This window comes from Brevibacterium sp. (genome assembly GCF_031179145.1).
Taxonomy (GTDB): Bacteria; Actinomycetota; Actinomycetes; order Actinomycetales; family Brevibacteriaceae; genus Brevibacterium.
In genome coordinates, this window is the sequence record NZ_JAPSIB010000002.1 from 197,407 (window position 1) to 218,795 (window position 21,389).

At 68.4% G+C, this 21,389-nt stretch carries 20 protein-coding genes and 1 riboswitch; of the genes, 8 read left to right on the plus strand and 12 right to left on the minus strand.

Going from position 1 to position 21,389, the window contains the following annotated elements; translation table 11 throughout:
- Nucleotides 1-28 precede the first annotated feature (28 nt).
- From glpK to RIT73_RS02900, 7 genes are all read right to left on the minus strand, one after another.
- Nucleotides 29-1,561, minus strand: a complete 1,533-nt coding sequence (gene glpK, locus RIT73_RS02870; RefSeq protein ID WP_309130543.1) for a glycerol kinase GlpK — start codon at nt 1,559-1,561, stop codon at nt 29-31.
- Between the two features lie 69 nt (nt 1,562-1,630).
- Nucleotides 1,631-3,352, minus strand: a complete 1,722-nt coding sequence (locus RIT73_RS02875; RefSeq protein ID WP_309130544.1) for a glycerol-3-phosphate dehydrogenase/oxidase — start codon at nt 3,350-3,352, stop codon at nt 1,631-1,633.
- A complete protein-coding gene (locus tag RIT73_RS02880) occupies nt 3,349-4,323 on the minus strand; it encodes a Ppx/GppA phosphatase family protein (RefSeq protein ID WP_309130545.1) in 975 nt (324 codons plus the stop codon). The genes RIT73_RS02875 and RIT73_RS02880 overlap by 4 nt, the downstream gene beginning before the upstream one ends.
- A 60-nt stretch (nt 4,324-4,383) precedes the next feature.
- Nucleotides 4,384-5,220, minus strand: a complete 837-nt coding sequence (locus tag RIT73_RS02885) for an enoyl-CoA hydratase/isomerase family protein (protein ID WP_309130546.1) — start codon at nt 5,218-5,220, stop codon at nt 4,384-4,386.
- A gap of 12 nt (nt 5,221-5,232) precedes the next feature.
- Nucleotides 5,233-6,354, minus strand: coding sequence for a bifunctional 2-methylcitrate synthase/citrate synthase (locus RIT73_RS02890; RefSeq protein WP_309130547.1), 1,122 nt, complete (start codon nt 6,352-6,354; stop codon nt 5,233-5,235).
- Complete coding sequence (gene prpB, locus RIT73_RS02895) at nt 6,351-7,256, minus strand: methylisocitrate lyase (protein ID WP_309130548.1); 906 nt, start codon at nt 7,254-7,256, stop codon at nt 6,351-6,353. The genes RIT73_RS02890 and prpB overlap by 4 nt, the downstream gene beginning before the upstream one ends.
- Nucleotides 7,256-8,752: an MmgE/PrpD family protein gene (locus RIT73_RS02900; RefSeq protein WP_309130549.1), complete on the minus strand. Its 1,497-nt coding sequence runs from the start codon at nt 8,750-8,752 to the stop codon at nt 7,256-7,258. The genes prpB and RIT73_RS02900 overlap by 1 nt, the downstream gene beginning before the upstream one ends.
- A gap of 232 nt (nt 8,753-8,984) precedes the next feature.
- Between RIT73_RS02900 and RIT73_RS02905 the strand changes: the two genes are divergently transcribed.
- The 4 genes from RIT73_RS02905 (at nt 8,985) to RIT73_RS02920 (ending at nt 12,726) form a co-directional block, all read left to right on the plus strand.
- A complete protein-coding gene (locus RIT73_RS02905; RefSeq protein WP_309130550.1) occupies nt 8,985-9,524 on the plus strand; it encodes a DUF4916 domain-containing protein in 540 nt (179 codons plus the stop codon).
- A 121-nt stretch (nt 9,525-9,645) separates the two neighbouring features.
- A riboswitch (TPP riboswitch) is annotated at nt 9,646-9,754 on the plus strand.
- 23 nt (nt 9,755-9,777) lie between these two features.
- Entirely contained in the window at nt 9,778-10,413 is a 636-nt protein-coding gene (locus RIT73_RS02910) for an ECF transporter S component (RefSeq protein WP_309130551.1), read from the plus strand.
- Nucleotides 10,413-11,897 (plus strand): ATP-binding cassette domain-containing protein, encoded by a 1,485-nt coding sequence (locus RIT73_RS02915; protein ID WP_309130552.1) that lies wholly within the window; start codon nt 10,413-10,415, stop codon nt 11,895-11,897. Before RIT73_RS02910 ends, RIT73_RS02915 begins: the two co-directional genes overlap by 1 nt.
- Complete coding sequence (locus tag RIT73_RS02920) at nt 11,881-12,726, plus strand: energy-coupling factor transporter transmembrane component T family protein (RefSeq protein WP_375294969.1); 846 nt, start codon at nt 11,881-11,883, stop codon at nt 12,724-12,726. The genes RIT73_RS02915 and RIT73_RS02920 overlap by 17 nt, the downstream gene beginning before the upstream one ends.
- 20 nt (nt 12,727-12,746) lie before the next feature.
- On the opposite strand, the gene RIT73_RS02925 is transcribed toward RIT73_RS02920, so the two are convergent.
- From RIT73_RS02925 to RIT73_RS02940, 4 genes are all read right to left on the minus strand, one after another.
- Nucleotides 12,747-13,286, minus strand: coding sequence for a hypothetical protein (locus RIT73_RS02925; protein WP_309130554.1), 540 nt, complete (start codon nt 13,284-13,286; stop codon nt 12,747-12,749).
- Nucleotides 13,287-13,347: 61 nt separating this feature from the next.
- Complete coding sequence (locus RIT73_RS02930) at nt 13,348-13,668, minus strand: putative quinol monooxygenase (RefSeq protein ID WP_309130555.1); 321 nt, start codon at nt 13,666-13,668, stop codon at nt 13,348-13,350.
- A 48-nt stretch (nt 13,669-13,716) separates the two neighbouring features.
- On the minus strand, nt 13,717-14,319 hold the full coding sequence (locus RIT73_RS02935) for a class I SAM-dependent methyltransferase (RefSeq protein WP_309130556.1): 603 nt from the start codon (nt 14,317-14,319) through the stop codon (nt 13,717-13,719).
- 24 nt (nt 14,320-14,343) lie between these two features.
- Entirely contained in the window at nt 14,344-15,219 is an 876-nt protein-coding gene (locus tag RIT73_RS02940) for a LysR family transcriptional regulator (protein ID WP_309130557.1), read from the minus strand.
- A 140-nt stretch (nt 15,220-15,359) separates the two neighbouring features.
- Between RIT73_RS02940 and RIT73_RS02945 the strand changes: the two genes are divergently transcribed.
- From RIT73_RS02945 to map, 3 genes are all read left to right on the plus strand, one after another.
- On the plus strand, nt 15,360-16,559 hold the full coding sequence (locus tag RIT73_RS02945; RefSeq protein ID WP_309130558.1) for an FAD-binding oxidoreductase: 1,200 nt from the start codon (nt 15,360-15,362) through the stop codon (nt 16,557-16,559).
- Nucleotides 16,560-16,635: 76 nt separating this feature from the next.
- Nucleotides 16,636-18,201 (plus strand): aldehyde dehydrogenase family protein, encoded by a 1,566-nt coding sequence (locus RIT73_RS02950; protein ID WP_309130559.1) that lies wholly within the window; start codon nt 16,636-16,638, stop codon nt 18,199-18,201.
- A 53-nt stretch (nt 18,202-18,254) separates the two neighbouring features.
- Nucleotides 18,255-19,022 (plus strand): type I methionyl aminopeptidase, encoded by a 768-nt coding sequence (map, locus tag RIT73_RS02955; protein WP_309130560.1) that lies wholly within the window; start codon nt 18,255-18,257, stop codon nt 19,020-19,022.
- 9 nt (nt 19,023-19,031) lie between these two features.
- On the opposite strand, the gene RIT73_RS02960 is transcribed toward map, so the two are convergent.
- Complete coding sequence (locus RIT73_RS02960) at nt 19,032-20,000, minus strand: hypothetical protein (protein WP_309130561.1); 969 nt, start codon at nt 19,998-20,000, stop codon at nt 19,032-19,034.
- Between the two features lie 287 nt (nt 20,001-20,287).
- Here RIT73_RS02960 and RIT73_RS02965 point away from each other — a divergent pair, with 287 nt between their 5' ends.
- A complete protein-coding gene (locus RIT73_RS02965; RefSeq protein ID WP_309130562.1) occupies nt 20,288-21,370 on the plus strand; it encodes a PQQ-dependent sugar dehydrogenase in 1,083 nt (360 codons plus the stop codon).
- The last annotated feature ends 19 nt before the right edge of the window (nt 21,371-21,389 follow it).

Here is a 21,389-nt window from a genome sequence, read left to right on the forward strand (position 1 = left end):
TCCCCGCGAGCGCGTCCGGCGATGCGCGTCAGCCTTGGAGCTCCTCGACGTCCTCGTCGACCCAGCCCTTCGACTTCTCCACGGCCTTCGTCCACAGCCGGCGGGTGCGGGCGACGCTCTCGGCGTCCATCTGCGGCAGCCACCGCCGCCCCTCGGCCCAGTTCGCCCGCACATCGTCCTCACCCTCCCAGTACTTCACGGCGATGCCGGCGGCGTAGGCCGCGCCCAGCGCCGTGGTCTCGACGACCTGGGGTCGGATCACCGGCACGCCGAGGAGGTCGGCCTGGAACTGCATGAGCGTCTCGTTGCCGACCATGCCCCCGTCGACCTTGAGCTCGGTGAGTTCGACGCCCGAGTCGCGGTTCATCGCCTCGAGCACCTCCAGGGATTGGAACGCCACCGATTCCAGGGCGGCCCGGGCGATGTGGTTCCGGTTGACGTAGCGGGTCAGCCCGACGATGACGCCACGGGCGTCGGACTCCCAGTGCGGGGCGAAGAGGCCGGAGAACGCCGGCACGATGTAGCAGCCCCCGTTGTCCCCGACCCGCTTCGCGAGCATCTCGACCTCGGCGGATTCGCTGATGATCCCGAGGTTGTCCCGCAGCCATTGGACGAGGGAGCCGGTGACCGCGATCGACCCTTCGAGGGCGTAGACCGCCTCCTCGTCGCCGAGCTTGTACGCCACCGTCGTGAGCAGTCCGTTCTCACTGGGCACGGGTTCGGTGCCGGTGTTGATGAGCATGAAGTTGCCGGTGCCGTAGGTGTTCTTCGCCTGCCCCTTCTCGAAGCAGGCCTGCCCGAAGGTCGCCGCCTGCTGGTCGCCGAGGATGCCGCAGATGGGGGTGTCGATGAGCAACCCGTTCTTCGCCCCGTAGCCGTAGACCTCGGAGCAGGACCGGATCTCCGGGAGCATCGACCCGGGAATGCCCATCTCCGCGGCGATGTCGTGGTTCCAGTCGAGGGTGTCGATGTTCATCAGCATCGTCCGGGAGGCGTTGGTGACGTCGGTGACGTGCAGGCCGCCGCTCACCCCGCCGGTGAGGTTCCAGATCACCCAGGAGTCCATGGTCCCGAAGAGCAGCTCACCCGCCTCGGCGGCGGCGCGCGCACCGTCGACGTTGTCGAGGATCCACTTCACCTTCGGGCCGGCGAAGTAGGTGGCCAGCGGCAGACCGACCCGGTCCTTGAACCGATCGGCGCCGGCATCGCCTCCCAGCTCCTCGCAGATCCTCTGCGTGCGGGTGTCCTGCCAGACGATCGCGTTGTACACGGGTTCGCCAGTTCTCCGGTTCCATACCACGGTGGTCTCGCGCTGGTTGGTGATCCCGACCCCAACGAGCTGGTGCCGGTTGATCTTGGCCCGGGTCAGCGCCTGTCCGATCGCCTCGTTCGTGTTGTCGATGATCTCGACCGGGTCGTGTTCGACCCAGCCCGCGCGGGGCAGGATCTGCTCGTGCTCGAGCTGCCCGACCGACACGATCTGCCCGTCGTGGTCGAAGACGATGGCCCGCGACGAGGTGGTGCCCTGATCGATGGCGAGGATGTACTTCTCCTGGATCACCGCGTCTTCTCCCTGTCGTGTTGGCGCTGACTCCCCTGTCGTCGCCGTCCGCTGTCCACTGTCTGGTGTCTACTGTCGCAGTGTAGCGGTCACCAGCGCCGCGGCGGAGGCATCGTCGCGGGTCTTCTCGGCCGCCAGCTGGGCGTCGACATGGGCTCGGAATGCGCCCACCTCCCGCTGCCGGGTCTCGGCGTCCCAGCCGAGGACGGGGGCGATGATCTCGGCGACCGCCTCGGCGGCGGCCTTCCCCCGGTCCCGCACCTCGTAGTTCAGGCGCATCCGCCGCTCCAGGACGTCGCCGAGGTGGACTGCCCCCTCGGCGGCCGCTGCGTAGTGGGCTTCGGCGCCCAGATACCGCTCGGCCCCGGGGAGGGGGCGGGCAAGTTCGGGATGGGTCTCGATGAGGTCGAGGACGGTCTCGACCAGGGTTCCGTAGCGACGGATCAGCCGCTTGACCCGATCCTCGTCGAGGCCGTACCGGCCGGCGATCTCGGCCTGCCGGCGGCGCAGGGAGGCCACCCCCTGGGCGCCGAGGAGGGGCACCGTCTCCGTGAGTGTGGGCCGTTCGGCCGCCTCGTCCCCGAGGACGAAGTCGACGACGTCCTCGGCCATCACCCGGTAGGTGGTGAACTTCCCGCCGGCGATCGCCGCGAGTCCCGGCTCGACCTCCATCACCGTGTGCTCGCGCGAGACCTTGGTCGAGGCGACCCCGTCCCTGACCACCGACTGCAGCAGGGGCCGCAGGCCGGCGTAGACGCCGATCACGTCGTCGCGATCGAGCTTCTCGCGCAGGACCGCGTTCGCGTGGTCGAGTACGTAGTCGATGTCGGCGGCGGTCGCGACGGGGGCGTCGACGTCCTCCTCCCACGGGGTGTCGGTGGTTCCGATCACCCAATAGCCGTCCCAGGGGATGATGAAGAGGACGGACTTCTCAGTCTTCGAGATGATGCCGGTGTTCGGGGCGGCGCTGATCCTCTCCTGGGCGACGGTGATGTGGATGCCCTTCGAGGCGAGCACAGTCAGCCCGGAGTCGGCTTTCGCCAGGTCCTGCTGCTCCTCGGTCCAGACTCCCCCGGCCAGGATCGTGCGCCGGGAGTGGATGTCGAACTCCTCGCCGGTGAGCTCGTCACGTGCGCGCACGCCGCTCACCCGTTCACCGGAGTGGAGGTAGTCGATGACGCGCACATGGTTGGCCGCGCGGGCGCCGAAGCTGACTGCCGAACGGACGAGGGTCATGACGAACCGGGCGTCGTCGACCTTCGCGTCGTAGTATTCGAGGGCTCCGACGGCGGCGTCCTCGGCCAAGCCGGGGACGTGGGCGGCCAGGGCCTTGCGGCTCAGGTGCCGGTGGAGGGGCACGGCTCGCTTCCGACCGGGGCGGGTCGCCATCGTGTCGTAGAGGAGCACCCCGGAGCCGATGAATGCGCGGTCGATGAAGCGGTTCTCGAAGGGGAACACGAAGGCGACGGGTTCGACGAGGTGAGGGGCCGTCCGGGTGAGCAGGAGATCGCGCTCCCGCAGGGCCTCCGCGACGAGTTTGAAGTCGAGCATCTCGAGGTAGCGCAGTCCGCCGTGCATGAGCTTCGACGACCGCGACGAGGTGCCCGACGCCCAGTCGTGAGCATCGACGACGCCGACCTGCAGTTCCCGGGTGGCGGCGTCGAAGGCGGCTCCGGCTCCCGTCACCCCACCGCCGACGACGAACACGTCGAGGGGGTCGTCCGGGGTGGTCGCCGCCAGCGCCGCGAGTGCGGCGGCGCGGGAGGCCGGGGCGAGCTCGTCGTTCCTCACGTGGTCATGACCCGCTCACTGCGCATCGCCGAGGTGGCCTCCGCCGAGTCGAGCAGGTCGAGCTTGCGCATGATGATGCCCTCGCGCAGAGCCCACGGCGAGATACTCATGACGCTGACGTCGAAGATCGTGAAGGCCGCCTCGGCGACGATCGCCCCGGCCAGCACCTGCCCGGCCCTGGCTTCGGAGACTCCGGGCAGCGTCGCCCGCTCCTCCGGGGTGCGGGCGGCCAGGGTGTCGATGATCCCGGCCAGATCGCGGCGGAAGAGTTTGCGCGGGGCGTAGATCCCGTCGCCGCTGGGTGCGGCACCGGCGATGCGGGCCAGCGACCGGAACGTCTTGGAGGAGCCGACGACCTGGTCGGGTCTGCCGACCCGGTTGATGTCCCCGGCGATCCGGCCGATCTGCGACCGCGCGTGCTTGCGCAGGCGGTGGATGTCGTCGGGGCTGGGCAGCGGGTCGGGGATGAAGTCGGAGTAGGTGCGTCCCGCACCCAGCGGCACGGACGCCGCGGCCTGCGGGTACTCGTCCTGACCGGCAGCGATTTCGAGTGAGCCGCCGCCGATGTCGAGCAGCAGGATCTTGCCCGCCGACCAGCCGAACCAGCGGCGGGCGGCGAGGAACGTCACCCGGGCCTCGTCCTTGCCCGACATCACGTTGAGCGTCACTCCGAGCTGCCGGTTGATCGCTTCGATGAGCTCGAGTCCGTTGGGGGCGTCCCTGATCGCCGAGGTGGCGAAGGCGAGGATCTGCTCCGAGCCCTGGTCCTCGGCGATCTCGACGGCCTCGGCGATGAAGCTGTGCAGCCGCTGCTGACCGTAGTCGTCGATCGCCCCGTTCTCGTCGAGGTACTCGGCCAGCCGCAGGACCTCTTTGTGCGAGGTCGCCGGCAGCGGCGGGGCACCGACATGGGCGTCGACGACGAGGAGGTGAACGCTGTTGGATCCGATGTCCAGGACTGCTAGGCGCATCTGCTCAGTTTAACCTCACCGCCGAGGCCTCGCGGTCGAGCAGCGGGCGACCGAGCGCCGTCACCTGTTGCGCCAATCCGTGGCGTGGAAGCCGAACTCGGGTGCGCGTTTGGCGAAGAAGGCGTCCTGGCCGCGGGTGATCTCGGAGCGGTAGGCGGCGTCGAGCCACTCGGGCGGGCTGAACCGCTCTTCCCTCGGCTCACCGGGCAGCTCCGCCTGGGCGAGCCCGGTCTCCCTCAACTCACCGTTCAGCACCGCTTTCGCACCGGTCTGGCTGAGCCGGGACAGGCCGACGATCCGCTCCCCCAGCTCCTGTGCCGCTTCCCGGGGAGCGGAGGAGACCTGGTGGAAGAAGCCGAGGCGCTCCATCTGCTCGAACGGCACGATCGACGCCGTCACCAGCAGGTACCTGGCCCACGACTTCCCCAGCACGGCGGCCAGCCGATCCGTCGGTCCGGGCGGGTAGACGAGACCGAGCTTCGCCGCGGTGACCCCGAAGATCGAACCCTCAGCGGCGATGCGGATATCGCAGGCGGCGGCGATCTCGGTGCCGCCGCCCACGCAGCTGCCCTCGATCGCCGCGATCGTCACGGTCCGCGCATTCGCAACAGCCGCCTCGGCGGTGGAGTTGAGCTCCCAAAAGTCGGCCAGGGGCACGTTGAGGTCGGCGATGTCGGAACCTGCGGAGAAGTGCCCGCCGGCTCCGGTGATCACGAGCGCCCCGATCGAGTCGTCGGCGTCGACGCCGGCGATGATCTCCGGCAGCTGCCGCCACATCGCCCGCGACAGAGAATTGCGCTTCTCGGGCCGATCGAGGACGAGGGTCCCGACCCCACCGATGACGGTGAAGTCGAAACCCTCGAGATCGACCGGACGGAAGGAACCGTGACCGGTCATGCGTGAACCTCCTCAGCCCCGCTCGGCGGGAACCTCACGCTGGTCTTCGCCGTCGTAGGCGCTCAACGGGCGGATCAGGGCGTTCGACGCCTGCTGCTCCATGATGTGGGCGGTCCAGCCGGTGATGCGGGCCATGACGAAGATCGGGGTGAACTGCTCGGTGTCGAAGCCCATCAGGTGGTAGGCCGGTCCCGAGGGGTAGTCGAGGTTCGGGTAGATGCCCTTCCGGGAGACGAAGTCCTCCTCGAAGGTGTTGTAGAGGTCGAGCAGGTCGGTTGCACCCTTGACCTCGACCATGTCCTCGAAGGCCTTGCGCATCGTCGGCACCCGGGAGTCGCCGTTCTTGTACACCCGGTGGCCGAAGCCCATGATCTTCTTCTTCTCCGCCAGCGCCTTGTCGATCCAGGCGGAGGCCTTGTCGGCGGTGCCGATCTCCTCGAGCATCGCCATCACGGCTTCGTTGGCACCGCCGTGCAGGGGTCCCTTGAGCGCGCCGACGCCGCCGGCGACGGCGGAGTACAGGTCCGAGGTCGTCGAGGTGATGACGCGGGTGGTGAACGTCGAGGCGTTGAACGAGTGCTCGGCGTAGAGGATCATCGAGATGTCGAAGCAGCGCACGACCTCCTCGGCCGGAACCTCGCCGAAGACCATGTGGAAGAAGTTCTCCGCGTAGTCGAGGTCCGCACTCGGCGCGATCGGCTCGAGTCCGTGGCGACGGCGGTGGTCGATGGCGACGATCGTCGGCAGGTGTGCGTAGAGGCGCTCGGCCTTGGCGAGGTTCGCCTCCTCACCCTCGGTGTCGGCCTCGGGGTCGACGGCACCGAGGTAGGCCACGGCCGTCTGCACGACGTGCATCGGGTGGCAGTCCTTCGGCAGGTCGAGGATGAGCTGGACGAGGCGCTCGTCGATGGCCCGCTGGGAGCGTTCGCGCGCCTTGAACTCCTCGAGCTGCGATTCGGTCGGCAGTTCGCCGTTCCAGATCAGGTACGCGACGTCCTCGAACCGGCGCTTGGCGGCGAGTTCCTGGACGGGATAGCCGCGGTAGGTCAGGGAGTTGGTCTCCTGAACGACTTTGGAGACGGCCGTGGTGTCGACGACGACGCCGGCCAGGCCCTTCTTGATTTCTTCGGTCACTGGTGACCCTCCTGTGAGAAGTTGAAAACGGCTGCATCGAATTCGCTGTAGGACGCGTAGTCGATGGTGTCGTAGAGGTCGGCTCGGGTCTGCATTCCCTCGAGCAGGTCCACCTGGGTGCCCTTGTCCCGGATCGTCTGCAGCCCCGACTTGATGGCGCCCATAGCCAGGCGCAGGGTCGTGACCGGGTAGATGACGAGCTTGACGCCGGCGTTGGCGAGCTGTTCGGTGGTGAAGAGCTCGCTCTTGCCGAATTCGGTCATGTTCGCCAGGATCGGCACGTCGACGCTCGAGGCGAACCGCTCGAACTCGCCGAGATCGGCCATGGCCTCCGGGAAGATCATGTCCGCCCCGGCGTCGGCGTAGGCCTTGGCGCGGTCGATCGCGGCCTCGAGGCCCTCACCGGCCCGGGAGTCGGTCCGGGCGCAGATGACGAAGTTCTCATCCCGCCGTCCCTTCACCGCGGCTGCGATGCGCTTGGTCATCTCGGCGACGGTGACGACCTCCTTGCCGTCGAGGTGGCCGCAGCGCTTGGGGTTGACCTGATCCTCGAGGTGCATCCCCGAGATCCCGGCGTCCTCGAACTCCTGGACGGTGCGGGCGACGTTCATCGCCTCACCCCAGCCGGTGTCGGCGTCGATGAAGGTCGGCAGGTTCGTCACCCGCGCGATGGCGCGTCCGTGGTCGGCCACCTCGGTGAGCGTGGTCAGCCCGATGTCGGGCAGGCCCTGTGCTGCGGAGAACGCACCGCCGGAGATGTAGACGCCCTCGAAGCCGATCTGCTCGATGATCTGAGCGTTGATCGGGTTGATGGCGCCGGGGAACGCGGCGATCTCATTTCCGGCCAGCAGCTCGCGGAATTTCACCCTCCGTTCGGCGGCTGTCGTCGTCGCGCCCAGCATCAGAAGATGCCCTTCGAGCCGGTGTGCTCGAGTCCGTCGACGGTGAAGCTGAGCTCGGCAACTCCCTGGGCGTCGAGGTTCGGAAGATTCTCGGCGAGGTCGAGGAACCGATTCGCCTCCGCCTCGGCGAGGATGCCCGCGGTCAGGGTCCGGAACTTCTCGATGTAGTTGGCGCGGACGAAGGGGCGGGCGCCGAAGGGGTGGGCGTCGGCGACGGCGATCTCGTCGACGAGGGTGGAGCCGTCCTCGAACTCGATCTCCACGCGTCCGCCGAAGGCCTTCTCGTTCGGATCGGTCGAGTGGTAGCGGCGGGTCCACTCCTTGTCCTCGGTGGTCTCGATCTTGTGCCACAGGGCGACGGTCTCGGGGCGGGAGGCGCGCTCGGGGGCGTAGGAGTCCTCGTGGTGCCAGCCGCGGTCCTCCATGGCGACCGCGAAGATGTACATGATCGAGTGGTCGAGGGTCTCCCGGCTGGCACCAGGATCCATCTTCTGCGGATCGTTCGCCCCGGTGCCGATGACGTTGTGGGTGTGGTGGGAGGTGTGGATGACGATCCGCTTGATCGTCGACAGGTCCTCGATCTCTCCGCCGAGCTTGCGAGCGAGGTCGATGAGCGCCTGGGCCTGGTACTCGGCCGAGTGCTCCTTGGTGTAGGTGTCGAGGATGGCGCGCTTGGACTCGCCCTTGCCCGGCAGGGGGATCGTGTAGCGGGCTTCGGGGCCCGAGAGGATCCAGGCGATGAAGCCGTCGGCGCCTTCGTAGATCGGGTTCGGGGCGCCTTCGCCGCGCATCGCCCGGTCAACGGCTTCGACGGCCATCTTCCCGGCGAAGGCCGGAGCGTAGGCCTTCCAGGAGGAGATCTCGCCCTTGCGGGACTGGCGGGTCGCGGTGGTCACGTGCAGGGCCTGCTGGATCGCCTGGAAGGTGACCTCCGTGGGCAGGTGGAGCAGCGTTCCGATGCCGGCGGCCGCGGAGGGGCCGAGGTGGGCGACGTGGTCGATCTTGTGCTCGTGCAGGCACATGCCCTTGACCAGGTCGACCTGGATCTCGTAGCCGGTGGCGATGCCGCTGATGAGATCCCTTCCATCGACGCCCTTGTGCTGGGCCACGGCGAGGATCGGAGGGATGTTGTCGCCGGGGTGCGAGTACTCCGCGGCGAGGAAGGTGTCATGGAAGTCGAGTTCGCGCACGGCCACACCGTTGGCCCAGGCCGCCCATTCCGGGGAGAAGCGCTCACCCAGCGGCAGGCCGAAGACGGTTGCGCCGGGGCTGTAGGGGTGGGCCTGCGCCTGCTCACGGGCGTGGGCCGGAGCCGAACGGCGCACCGAGGCGGCGGCGACGGAGGCGTTGTCGATGATCCGGTTGATGACCATGTCCGTGACGTCGTCGTCGACGGGCACGGGGTCCGAGGCCACCTCCGCGATCTTCCAGGCGAGCTGGTCTTCGCGCGCCAGTTCCTCCGAGCTCTTGTACGTGCGAACTTCATGATCAATCATGGGTAACCCCTTCATCGTCCCTGACCGCAAAGGCCTAAGAGTGGTTGGCACAACTCTAGGCCACGCCACCGACCCACATCGGTCGGGCCACAATTTTATCTTGACATCGAGATACTTTACCCGAGGCGGCGCTGTCGCGACCAGGGGTGCCCGGCGGATTCCGCTCGCTGCAGGCCGGTCACCGGGATTCGAGCTCTTCTTCCCCGGCACAGTGTGTGGAATCATTGCCCCCATGACCCGGACTGCACTGGACTATGACGAGAACTGGTTCGAGGACGCAGAGTTGGCACGGCTGCGACGGCAGCTGCCGATTCCCTATGTCAACGCGGTCCCGGTTCGCGTCGGCGAGGCCGGCAACGTCGAGCGGATCGGGCTCCTGCTGCGCACCCTCGACGACGGCACCCTGGGCCGGGAGATCGTCGGTGGGCGGATCCGGTACCACGAGAGCATCCGGGCGGCGCTGATGCGGCATGCCGAGAACGACCTGGGGCCGATGGCGCTGCCGGTCATCCCTCCGGCGATCGCCCCGTTCCACATCGCCGAGTACTTCCCCACCGAGGGCACCTCCGTCCTCCACGATCCGCGTCAGCACGCGATCGCGATGTGCTTCATCATGGAGGTCCGCGGCGAGTGCACCCCGCGGGCCGATGCCCTGTGCCTGGACTGGCTGACTCCGGAGGAGACACTGCGCGCGGACATCGCCGGGGAGCTCGGCCACGGGCAGGTCCACATCCTCAAGGCCGCGCTCACGCACCTGGGCTTCTCGATCTGACCTGGGCTTCTTCATCTGACCTTGGCTTCTCGATCTGAGGCGCCGAGGCGGGGCTCTGGCTCGACGCCCACTCCCTGAGACCGGCATCACACTCCCTGGCCCCGGCGCTGTTGTACAGTGGTGACCACGACAGGGGAGCGCCATCCGGGGCGCTGAGAGTGCAGGAGAAGCTGCAGACCCTCGAACCTGATGCGGTTAGCACCGCCGAAGGAAGTCGAGACTCTTCCACCCCTCCTGACACCCAGGAGGCATCATGCCGAACGACGCCGCGCAGACACCAGCGCCGAACACCGTTTCAGTCCCACCACATGCGACCACCGCCCCTGCGACGAAGAAGTGGCGGGTCGTCGACTACGTCGTCACCGCCGTGCTCGGCATCGCGGTCGGGCTGATCTTCTGGGTCCTGGCCCTGAGCTGGAAGGTCCTCGAGATCGCCTTCCAGGCCTTCCCACCATCGATCGGCCTCATCGCCGGCCTCTGGGTGCTCGCCGGCCCGTTGGCGGCAGCCATCATCCGCAAGCCGGGCGCCGCTCTCCTGTGCGAGATGATCGCCGCCATCGTCGAAGCTGTGCTCGGTTCGCACTTCGGCGCCACTGTGCTGCTGTCGGGCTTCCTCCAGGGCCTCGGCGCCGAGCTCGTGTTCGCCGCCTTCGGCTACCGCCGGTTCACCCTGTGGATCACGAGCCTGTCCGGCCTCGTCGCCGCCGCGTTCATGGCGGTGAGCGAGAACCTCATGTACAACGCCGCCTGGCAGCCGAGCTTCCAGGTCGCCTACGCCGCGTGCGCCCTCCTCTCCGGTCTCGTCATCTCCGGGATCGGCGCCTGGTACGCCTCCCGGGCGATCGCGCGGACCGGAGCGCTCAGCGCCTTCGCCTCCGGCCGGCGCTGATGGCGCTGCCGGTCACCGCGCACGCGTTCTCGTGGCGACATGCCGACCGTGCCGAACCTGCCGTCGGACCGCTCGACCTCGACATCGCCGCTGGTGAGAAGGTGCTCCTGCTCGGACCCTCGGGAGCGGGCAAGTCCACGCTGCTGCACGCGATCGCCGGTGTCCTCCCCGCCGAATCCGGGGAAGGCACAGGTGAGATCCTCGTCGGCGGCACTCCCCCGGACCCGCGCCGAGGTGAGGTCGGGGTGGTCTTCCAGGACCCGGATGCGCAGGTGATCTTCTCCCGGGTCGGCGACGATGTGGCGTTCGGGATGGAGAACCTCGGGTTGCCGGCAGCCGAGATCGAGCCCCGCATCACCGCCTCTCTGGCGGCGGTGGGTCTCGACCTCGACCATGATCATCCGACGGCGGCGCTCTCGGGCGGGCAGAAGCAGCGCCTGGCGTTGGCCGGGATCACCGCCATGGCCCCTGGTGTCCTCGTCCTCGACGAACCCACCGCCAACATCGATCCGCCGTCCATGCCGCGGATCCGTGACGTGGTTCTGAGACTGCAGGCCGAGACTGCGGCGACCATGATCGTCGTCGAGCACCGCGTCGACCTGTGGATCGACCACGTCGACCGGGTGATCGTGCTGGGGCGCAGCGGCGTCGTCGTCCAGGGTCCGCCGCGGCGGGTCTTCGGCGACCCGGACCTCGCCGAGGTGCTCGCGCAGTGCGGGATCTGGCTGCCCGGTGCCGTGCGCGAGCCACCGGCGACTCGCCGTCCCGACTCCCCCACTGACTCCCGCACAGACTCCGCCGCTGAGGCGGTGCTGAGGGCGCGGCACCTCGGCGTCGGGCGTCCCGGTGCCCTCAATCCTGCGGTTCAGGATCTCGATCTCGGGATCCACTCCGGCGAGGCGGTGGGCATCGTCGGGCCCAATGGGGCGGGGAAGTCGACCACGGCGCTGACCTTGGCGGGCCTGATCCCGGAGTACGCCGGTGAGGTGACGGCGAACGGCCCCCTGGCGCTCGGAGCGAAGCATGCACGACCGTTCCGCTGGCCGTCGTCGTTCCTGGCGCCGCGGATCGGAATGGTGTTCCAGGAACCCGAGCATCAGTTCCTCAGGGCCACTGTCGCCGCAGAGCTCGCCCTCGGCCCACGACTGGCCGGCTGGTCCGCGGCCGAGGTCGAGGCCCGGGTGACCGAACTCCTGCGCACCCTGGGTCTGGAGAACCTCGCCGAGGCCCACCCGCAGGGGCTGTCGGGCGGGGAGAAGCGCAGGCTGTCGGTGGCGGCGATGCTCGCCCCGCGTCCCACCGTGCTCGTCGTCGATGAGCCGACCTTCGGTCAGGATGCACTGACGTGGGCCGGCCTCGTCGACCTGTTCATCGATGTGCTCGACCACGGCAGCGCCGTCGTCGCCGTCAGCCATGACCACGCGTTCCTCGACGCGATCGGGGCCCGCCGGATCGAACTCGGGGCGGGTGCGCTCGTTGACTGAACTCACACTCCGGCCGGCAGAAGCCACCGTCGCCGACCCCGGTCAGCTCATCCCCGTGGTGCGCAGGAGCGCGGTCGGCACGTGCAACCCGCTGACGAAGATCGCCGTCGCCCTCATTCTCATGGTCGGCGCCCTGCTGAGCATCGATCTCGTGTCCGCAGGGATCGTGCTCGCGTTCTCGCTCGTCCTCGTATTCGCCTCCGGGCTCGATCCCGCCCAGGCGCTCAAACGGCTGTGGTTCCTGCCCGCCGGTGCGCTGCTCGCCGCCTGGGGCACGGCGATCCTGGCGGAGAAGACAGGCGCCGTCCTCGTCGACGCCGGTCCGCTGCTCATCACGACCGGTTCACTCACCGCGGCCGCCGCGATCTTCGTGCGCGCCCTGGCGCTGGCGATCCCACTGGTCGTGCTCGCCTCGACTATCGATCCCAGGGACCTCGCGGATGCGCTGATCCAGCATCTGCGGCTGCCCGAGACCGTCGTCGTGTCCGTGCTCGCGGCCAGCCGGCTGCTCGGGCTGCTCGTGGTCGAGTGGCAGACGCTGTCGACGGCCAGGCGGGCCCGCGGGGTGGCCGACGGTACACCGCTGCAGCGCTGCTCGAGCCTGCTGTCGGGCATCTTCACCCTGCTCGTCCAGGCGATCCGCCGGGGCACGCGGATGGCGATGGCGATGGAGGGACGGGCATTCGGGAGGGCGGGACGGACGTGGCGCAGACGTTCGAGCTTCCACCTTCGGGACCTGGTGCTCACGGCAGCCGCGGTCCTCGTCGCCTCCGCGGCGATCACCTCGGCGGTTGTGCTGGGGACGTGGAACCCGATCATCGGCGGGTGAGCAGGTCTCGGCGGCGGACTCTAGATCTCCTTGAGGAACTCCTTGAAGTACGCCCGCCACTCCTCGAGCGATTCCGGAGTGGGCAGATTGGAGACCGTGACGGTGAGGTTCGAAGTGCCCTCCCCCTTCGGTTCGGCCGCCGCCTCGAGTTTCACTCCCGTTGAGAGCTCGGCTCTCCAATAGGAGCGCTTCGGGGTTTCGGACACGCGTGGATCACCGGCGAGGGGCAGACCGGCCGGGGTTTCGACGAGTGAGGAGAATCGCTTCACCGCCTGCTGGCGCTCCAGGGGCACGGTCCGCGAGATCGCGACCGCGAACGTTCCGTCCGCTCTCTGCCCGGGGATCCGGCGCCCGATCTCCTGTTCGTAGGCGACGACGGCTCCCTGCACCCACCAGCCGTGGTTGTTCACCTTGCCTTCGTACTGCGGGTACAGGGCGTCGGCGAGCTCCGTGTGGCTCGCCGACGCCCCTCCCGCAGCCTCGAGGCGAGCGCGGACGTCCGCCCACGGTTCGCCCAGCGCATTCGCGATAGCTTCGACGTTCATCTCTTTCGCTGCCATACCGGAAGTCTAAGCTCTCGGGTGCAGGCGGCAGCTGGAGCCCGGTCAGGCCGGCACTCGGTCAGTCGATCTGGAGCTCGCCCATTCGGTCCCAGCCCTCGCCGTCGATCTTGCGGGAGATGATCTGCGGCGTCGAGTTGAGGTGTGGGCGCATGGCCTCGAGCCCGGCCTGGAAGTGATCGCTCGTCACGTGGGGTTCGGCGCCTTCGTCGGTGAACGCCTCGACGAGGACGTACTCGTTGTCCTTCTCCAGGCTCTTCGACCACTCGAACCACAGGTTGCCCGGCTCCGCGCGGGTCGCCTCGGTGAACTCCCGCACCGCCTCGGGGAAGGCGTCCACGCTCTCGGGCTTGACGTCGTACTTCACTACGATGAAGATCATTCGGCTCTCCGTTCTCTGTGCTCGGGGGTGTTCTGCGGTTCGATTCTCTCAGATCCGCTCGGCGATGAGCACGATGAAGTCGCTGTCGGGCTCGAAGGGGTGGAGCTCCCAGGAGGAGAGCTGGAGGGTGATGAGCATCCCGGTGGACTTCACGTCGGCGATGAACTCGGCGAAGTCATAGCCGCGTCCGGCTCCGAATCCGGCGACGAACCGTCCGCCCGACTTCAATGTCGACTTGATGTTGGACAGGGTCTGGCGGCGGGAGGCCGGGTCGAGGAAGGCGAGCACGTTCCCGGCGCAGACGGCGACATCGATGTCGGTGATCCCCGCTGCGGCGAAGTCGAAGACGGCGAGGTCCCCGGTGTGCCATTGGCCGCTCGGGAAGTCCTCCTCGGCGACGGAGATGAGGAATTCGTCGAGATCGACCCCGTACACGGTGTGACCAGCATCGATGAGCAGCCCACCGACCCGGCCCGTGCCGCATCCGGCGTCGAGGATCCTCGCCTCGCGCGGGGCCATCGCATTGACGAACCGCGCCTCTCCCCCGATGTCGTGGCCGGCGTCGACGAGCTTGCGCCACCTCTGGGCGTAGTTCGCAGAATGCTCGGGGTTGTTCTCTCGCAGGCGGTCCCACTTGTGGTCGAAGCTCATGGCTTCATTCTAGGCAGAGAACTCTCACGCGAAGACCTCGGCGACCACCTCGGCGACGGCTGCGGCCGAATCGTTCGGGTGCGGTGCCGTGAGCACGATGATCTCCCGGCCGCCCACCTCGGCGAGGGGGTGGAGTGCAACGCCGGGACCGGCCAGGGACATCATGATGGGCGTGGCCAGGGTGAGCCCGAGGCCGGTGCCGGCGAGCGCCAGCGCGACAGCGGTGTCGGTGACGATGTGGGTCTCCTTCGCGGCGATGCCGAGGGCTGCGGTGGCGAAGCGCAGGGCCCGGCCGAAGAGCTCGTCGGCCGGGGGCAGGATCCAGTCCGCCTCGGCGAGCTCGTCCCGGTTCGGTCGCGAGCGTCCGGCGGGGGTGACGACGCCGAAGTCCTCACCCGCGACCGTCGTCCACCGCACCCCGCGCATCGGGGGCAGGGGAACGCTTGGATAGTCGATTCCGATCGCCAGGTCGATCGCCCCGTCGACGACCGAGGAAGCCATCGTCTCGACGTCGATCTCCCTGGCCCGGACCTCGATGTGCGGATGCCGCTGCGCCAGCAGTGACATGACCTGCGGCAGCGCCACGATCGAGGCGGAGCCGAACACACCGAGGGTGACGATCGCCTCGCTGCGGAAGTCGCGGCCGAGCATCGCCTGCTCGGCCTGCCTCTCCGCGGCGAGGATGCTGCGGACCCGCGGGAGCAGTGTGCGTCCGGCCTCGGAGAGGACCATGCCCCTGCCCCGGCGGACGAACAGGTCCGCGCCGACGACCTGGCGCAGGGCCGCGATGTGCTGGGACACGGCACCGATGCTGTAGCCGAGCTGCTCCGCGGCTCGGGTCATCGAACCGCGTTCGGCCACGGCGACGAAGGTCCGCAGCTGCGCGAGTGTCCAGGCCATGGAAGCAGACTACCCTTTTTCAGTTTTCCTGAAACCGTCTTTCAGAAACTGCCCCTTGTCCTTAAACGTGAGCGCGCCCACAATGGCAGTGAGCGGTTCGAACGCGTTCCGCGAGAGCACTGACGACGATGAGGTGAGACGTGCACAACTCGATTCCCGCGACCGCCGAGGTGGTCGTCATCGGCGCCGGAGTGATGGGCGCCGCGATCGCCTACCACCTCGCCCAGCGCGGAATCAGCGACGTCGTCCTCGTCGAACGCGACATCCCCGGCGCCGGATCGACGTCGAAGGCCGCCGGCGGGGTGCGCTGTCAGTTCTCCGATGAGGTCAACATCGCCCTCGCCGTGCGCAGCCTCGAGGTGCTGCGGAACTTCGAGCAGGACTTCGGCATCGCCATCGACCTCGTCACGAATGGATACCTGTTCCTCCTCGACTCCGCCGAGGCGGTCGAGGCGTTCGCCGCCAACGTCGCCCTCCAGCAGCGGATGGGTCTCGATTCGCGGATGCTCACCGTCGACGAGGCGAAGGAGCGCTCCCCATTCATCAGCACCGAGGGCCTGGTGGCCGCGGCATTCAACCCCGGAGACGGGCACTGCACGCCGGAGGCCGTGGTCGCCGGGTACATCCGTGCCGCCCGCGATCTGGGCGTCACGGTGCTCAAGTCCTGTGAGGTCACGGGCATCGAGACGAGCGGCGGGGCGGATGCCCCGGGAGCCGATGGCATGGCTTCCGGCTCACGCACGATCACCGCTGTCGTCACCACCCGCGGCACGATCGAGTGTTCGCGAGTGGTGTGCGCCGCCGGCGCCTGGTCGGGCCTCATCGGGGACATGGCGGGGGTCGACCTGCCGGTGACGCCGCTGCGCCGGGAGATCATGGTCAGCGAGCCCGTCGGCTTCGACACCACCGGCATGCCCTTCACGATCGACTTCTCGACCGGCTTCTACTTCCACCCCGAGGGCCCGGGACTGCTCTTCGGCTGCCCCGACGAGACCGATGAGCAGACCTTCGGAGAGAAGCGGGACCCGGACTGGCTGGGCTATCTGTCCGAACTCATCGACAGGCGCGCTCCGGGCCTCGCCGACGTCCAGGTCAAGCACGGCTGGGCGGGCCTGTACGAGATGACGCCCGATCACAATGCGCTCATCGGCGCTGCCCATGAGCTCGAGGGGTTCTTCTACGCCTGCGGGTTCTCCGGCCATGGCTTCCTTATGGGCCCGGCGGTCGGTGAGGTCGTCGCCGATCTCGTCGTCGGCCGCGCACCCTTCGTCGACATCTCCCCGCTGGACAAGCGGCGCTTCGTCACCTCCGGTCTGCGCAGGGAGCTCAACATCGTGTGAGCGCGCGCTCCAACACCCGAATCAGCCACCGCCCGAGGCATCACACCGGCAGGCAACCGCAAGAGAAAGGACCGCAATGACTGCGACCACCACCGAGACCGCACTCCCCACCGATGAGGACATCTCCGCTCTGCTCAGCGCGGGGCTGAGGGCCTGCGGCGTCGACGCCTCGGTGCTCGACGCCTCGGTGCTCGACGGCGATTCCGCCGGTGTCCTCACTGCCCGTTCCCCCATCACCGGTCAGGTGCTCGGCACGATCGCCGCCGACACTCCGGACACCGCCGCGGAGAAGATCGGCCGGGCTCAGCGGGCGTTCGCCGCCTGGCGTGACGTGCCCGCCCCGGTGCGCGGTCAGCTGGTCAGCCGGTGGGGTCAGCTGCTGGCCGAGCACAAGGAGGACCTGGCGAAGATCGTCACCGTCGAGGCCGGCAAAACCCCTTCCGAGGCGGCCGGCGAGGTGCAGGAGATGATCGACATCTGCGAGTTCGCCCTCGGCCAGTCCCGGCAGCTGTGGGGCAAGACGATGCCGAGCGAGCGGCCCGGGCACCGGCTGATGGAGACGTGGCACCCCCTCGGCGTCGTCGGCGTCATCTCCGCGTTCAACTTCCCCGTCGCCGTGTACTCGTGGAACACCGCACTCGCCCTCGTCGCCGGAGACTCCGTGGTGTGGAAGCCCTCCGAGAACGCGGTGCTCGCGGCCCTCGGCGCGCAGGCCCTGCTGGTCCGGGCCGCCGCCGAGGTGGGGGCGCCGGAGGATCTCACCCCGGTCCTCATCGGTGGCCGGGACATCGGCGACGCACTGATCCGCGATCCCCGCGTCGCATTGGTCTCGGCGACCGGTTCGGTGCGGATGGGACGCGAGGTGGGCCCGGTGGTGGCCGAGAGGTTCGGACGGGTGCTGCTCGAGCTCGGCGGCAACAACGCCGCGATCGTCGCCCCGAGCGCCGACATCGACCTGGCCCTGCGCGGCGTCGTCTTCGCCGCGGCCGGCACCGCCGGCCAGCGCTGCACCACTCTGCGCCGGCTCATCGTCCACGAGTCGATCGCCGATGATCTCGTCGACCGGATCGTCTCCGCCTACGGCACACTGAGCATCGGTTCACCGACAGCGGACGGGGTCCTCGTCGGACCGCTCATCAACGAGGCCTCGTACCGGGCGATGCAGGACGCGCTCGAGCAGGCGAAGGCCGAGGGCGGCGAAGTGCTGTGCGGAGGCGCCCGAGTCCTCGCCGACGGACGCCCGGAGGCCTTCTATGTCGAACCGGCAGTCGTGCGGATGCCTGCGCAGACGGCGGTGATGGAGTCGGAGACGTTCGCACCGATCCTCTACATCGTCACCTACTCCGACCTCGACGAGGCGCTCGAGATCCACAACGGGGTGCCGCAGGGGCTGTCGTCGGCGATCTTCACCTCTGATCTGGCGGAATCCGAAAGGTTCCTCTCCCGCTCCGACTGCGGCATCGCCAACGTCAACATCGGCACCTCGGGAGCAGAGATCGGCGGCGCCTTCGGTGGGGAGAAGGAGACCGGAGGCGGCCGCGAATCCGGTTCGGATTCGTGGAAGGCCTACATGCGTCAAGCCACGAACACCATCAACTACTCGGGTGAGCTGCCCCTGGCCCAGGGGGTGGAGTTCCTCTAGGACCGACTAGAGTTGCAGGTGGTTCGAATCGCCGACAGAAGGAGCCCACCGAAGTGATTGAGCTGAAGACGCCCGCCGAGATCGAGAAGATGGCGGTCACCGGCCGATTCGTCGCGAACACCCTCACAGAGCTGTGCGCCACGGCGGAACCGGGAATGAATCTCCTCCACCTGGAGAACCGGGCGCGGAAGCTCATCGAGGACGCCGGCGCGGTCTCCTGCTATTGGGACTATGCGCCGTCCTTCGGTTCGGGCCCCTTCCGCAACGTCATCTGCCTGTCCGTCAACGACGGGGTCCTGCACGGCAAACCGCACGACTACGTGATGAAGAACGGCGACCTGCTCACCCTCGACTTCGCCGTGTCGATCGACGGCTGGGTCGCCGATGCGGCCCGCTCCGTCGTCGTCGGCGAGGGCCGTGAGGAGGACCAGCAGCTCATCGATTCCACCTGGACCGGGCTGGAAGCCGGCATCAGCGCCGCACAGCCGGGCAACCGCCTCGGCGACATCTCACAGGCGATCGGAGACGTCGCCGACTCTCTGCGGATTCCGGTCAACCTCGACTTCGGCGGGCACGGACTCGGGCACACCATGCATGAGGACCCGCACGTGCCCAACCGCGGCAAGGGCGGACGCGGAATGGTGCTCAAACCGGGCCTCACGTTGGCGATCGAACCGTGGTGGTCGCTGACCTCGAAGAAGCTCAAGGTCGACAAGGACGGGTGGACGCTGCGGGTGGCCGACGGCTCGAACGGGGCGCACTCGGAGAACACGATCGCGATCACCGAGGACGGCCCGCGCGTCCTCACGCTCGAGGGCTGAGCGCCCACCTCAAGCGGTTCCGTGCCCGATCGGCCGCAGGCCCCTCGTGTGGACCGGGCACCGGCCGGGCTCATGCGCGCTCCGCTGACTCGACGGGTCCTGGAGCACCCGCAACGACCAGCGCAGACGCCGCCGGAAGATCAGCAGACCGAGGGCGATGACGATCATGGCGTCGGGCCAGCGCGGCGCCGGCAGGTTGTCCGGGGCAGGCGGGTAGTGGCCTCCGGACAGGCCCGCGTCACGCTCGAAGTGGTTGCGGGATCTGGGAAAGAGCGAATTGTCGATGAAGTACGCGGTGGGGAACGCGAACGGTCCTGCCACGAGATTCGTCACCGCCCATTGGTCCACGTGACGCGACTCGTGCAGACCCAGCTCCGCCTCGTCCTCTCTGGACCCAGAGATGTTCGGGCCGTACCGCATGTAGAGCCGGTGGCCCTCGTTCCCGTAGCCGTTGACGGTCGCCGGCCCTGAAGTCGGCTCGCCGGGCATCCATGCGACGAAGACGTCGCCCAGGGTGGTTCCGCCGCTGCTGGTGCGCGGCGGCGGCCAGAACATGACCAGCAGCGGCGGGCCCGAACACGATTCCATTCCCATCGCCCGGCCGGCCAGCACCCCCACCCCGCTGATCGGGGCGACCAGGAAGTCCCGGGTCACCTGCCATGGGGTGGGAGGCGCGATCCTCAGACTGGGTTCGGGGCGCACGCTGCCGTCAGCGGTGATGTGGCTGTGGCAGAGGAGCGGTGAGGTCGCGGCCTCCAGCGGTCGTGCTGCTGCCCCGGCCACGAGCAGCACGGCGACCACCAGCACAGCGACGTTGCGCACTCTCATGTGGGAGGCGCAGACTCCGCAGGTCGCGGCCCGTCTCAGCCGGCGGCGGCGGAAGCGCGGTGCCGACCAGACCAGTCCGACGAGTCCGAAGCAGATGCCGCAGGCCACAGCACGCAGAAACGGACGGGCGCGTCTGATCGCCCTGCGCACACTTCTCTCCATCGAGAACCACCCTGCCCTGCCCCCGCAACTTCAAGCTGAGCGTACCACCGGCTCCGACGGCCGGCCCCGAGCTGCTCGACGACCGACTTGAGGTGCCGGCGGAGCCTCGGAAGGAGGGCTTCGAAGGGCCTCCCGGATCCCGCAGTCTGCGTCTAGAGTTTCTGGAGAAGAGAGACTGCCGGTGGAACCGGGCTCGATGCGGTTCGGGGCATGATCGATTGGACAGCGGGAATGACGACAGATGCCACCGCCTCGACCCAGGAAGGCCGGACGCCATGACACGGAGCAGAATCGCCGAGGCGGCGCTCGTGGTGATCGCCGCGATCACGCTGACCGCATGCTCTCCCGAGCCGGAGCGGAATGACTCCGAAGAACGCGGGACACCGGAGTCGCAGACCAGCCCGCCCGCCGGGGTCGAGGTCATCGCCTCGGACCTCGAGGCACCCTGGTCGATCGCCTTCCACGAGGGCACCCCGCTCATCAGCGAGCGCGACAGTGCCCGGATCCTCGAACTCGACGAGACCGGCGCCGCTCGAGAGATCGGGCGCGTCGACGGCGTCGTCCCCAACGGTGAAGGCGGACTGCTCGGCATCGCCGTCCATGAGGGCTTCGCGTACACGTACTTCACGGCCGACGATGAGAATCGCATCGAACGGTTCCCATTGACAGGAGAACCCGGTTCCCTCGCGCTCGGAGATTCGGAGCCCGTCTTCGCGGGGATCCCCGCCGCCGGCTTCCACAACGGCGGTCGGATCGCATTCGGTCCCGACGGAATGCTCTATGCCACGACGGGTGACGCGGGAGCGAGGTCAGACGCACAGGAGCTGGAGTCCCTGGCCGGAAAGATCCTCCGCCTCACTCCCGAAGGTGAGGCGCCGACGGACAATCCCTTCGCAGGCTCCCCCGTCTACAGCTACGGTCACCGCAACCCGCAGGGGATCGCCTGGGACTCGGACGGAACCATGTACGCCAGCGAGTTCGGGCAGGACACCTGGGACGAGCTCAATCTGATCGAGGCCGGGAACAACTACGGGTGGCCCGAGGTCGAGGGAATCGCCCAAGACGAGTCCTTCGTCGATCCGGTGCAGCAGTGGGAACCCGCCGAGGCGAGCCCCAGCGGCATCGCGATCACCGATCAGACCATCCACGTGGCGAATCTGCGCGGACAGCGACTGCGCGACATCCCACTGGCCGAGCTCGGCGAATCCAGCGAGCGGCTCGACGGCGAGTACGGGAGGCTGCGGGACGTCGTGGTGGCACCGGACGGATCGCTGTGGGTGCTGACGAACAACACCGACGGTCGCGGGAATCCCGGGCCGAACGACGACCGGGTCCTGCGCGTCCCGGCAGCTCCGTGAGGGAGGTGCCGTGTGGGAG

Excerpts from the sequence above, each read along its gene's own strand:
- RIT73_RS02880 (WP_309130545.1), bottom strand. The coding sequence starts at position 4,323 with ATGCGCCTAGCAGTCCTGGACATCGGATCCAACAGCGTTCACCTCCTC.
- RIT73_RS02885 (WP_309130546.1), bottom strand. The coding sequence starts at position 5,220 with ATGACCGGTCACGGTTCCTTCCGTCCGGTCGATCTCGAGGGTTTCGAC.
- prpB (WP_309130548.1), bottom strand. The coding sequence starts at position 7,256 with ATGCTGGGCGCGACGACGACAGCCGCCGAACGGAGGGTGAAATTCCGC.
- RIT73_RS02900 (WP_309130549.1), bottom strand. The coding sequence starts at position 8,752 with ATGATTGATCATGAAGTTCGCACGTACAAGAGCTCGGAGGAACTGGCG.
- RIT73_RS02905 (WP_309130550.1), top strand. The coding sequence starts at position 8,985 with ATGACCCGGACTGCACTGGACTATGACGAGAACTGGTTCGAGGACGCA.
- RIT73_RS02910 (WP_309130551.1), top strand. The coding sequence starts at position 9,778 with ATGCCGAACGACGCCGCGCAGACACCAGCGCCGAACACCGTTTCAGTC.
- RIT73_RS02915 (WP_309130552.1), top strand. The coding sequence starts at position 10,413 with ATGGCGCTGCCGGTCACCGCGCACGCGTTCTCGTGGCGACATGCCGAC.
- RIT73_RS02925 (WP_309130554.1), bottom strand. The coding sequence starts at position 13,286 with ATGGCAGCGAAAGAGATGAACGTCGAAGCTATCGCGAATGCGCTGGGC.
- RIT73_RS02930 (WP_309130555.1), bottom strand. The coding sequence starts at position 13,668 with ATGATCTTCATCGTAGTGAAGTACGACGTCAAGCCCGAGAGCGTGGAC.
- RIT73_RS02935 (WP_309130556.1), bottom strand. The coding sequence starts at position 14,319 with ATGAGCTTCGACCACAAGTGGGACCGCCTGCGAGAGAACAACCCCGAG.
- RIT73_RS02940 (WP_309130557.1), bottom strand. The coding sequence starts at position 15,219 with ATGGCCTGGACACTCGCGCAGCTGCGGACCTTCGTCGCCGTGGCCGAA.
- RIT73_RS02950 (WP_309130559.1), top strand. The coding sequence starts at position 16,636 with ATGACTGCGACCACCACCGAGACCGCACTCCCCACCGATGAGGACATC.
- RIT73_RS02965 (WP_309130562.1), top strand. The coding sequence starts at position 20,288 with ATGACACGGAGCAGAATCGCCGAGGCGGCGCTCGTGGTGATCGCCGCG.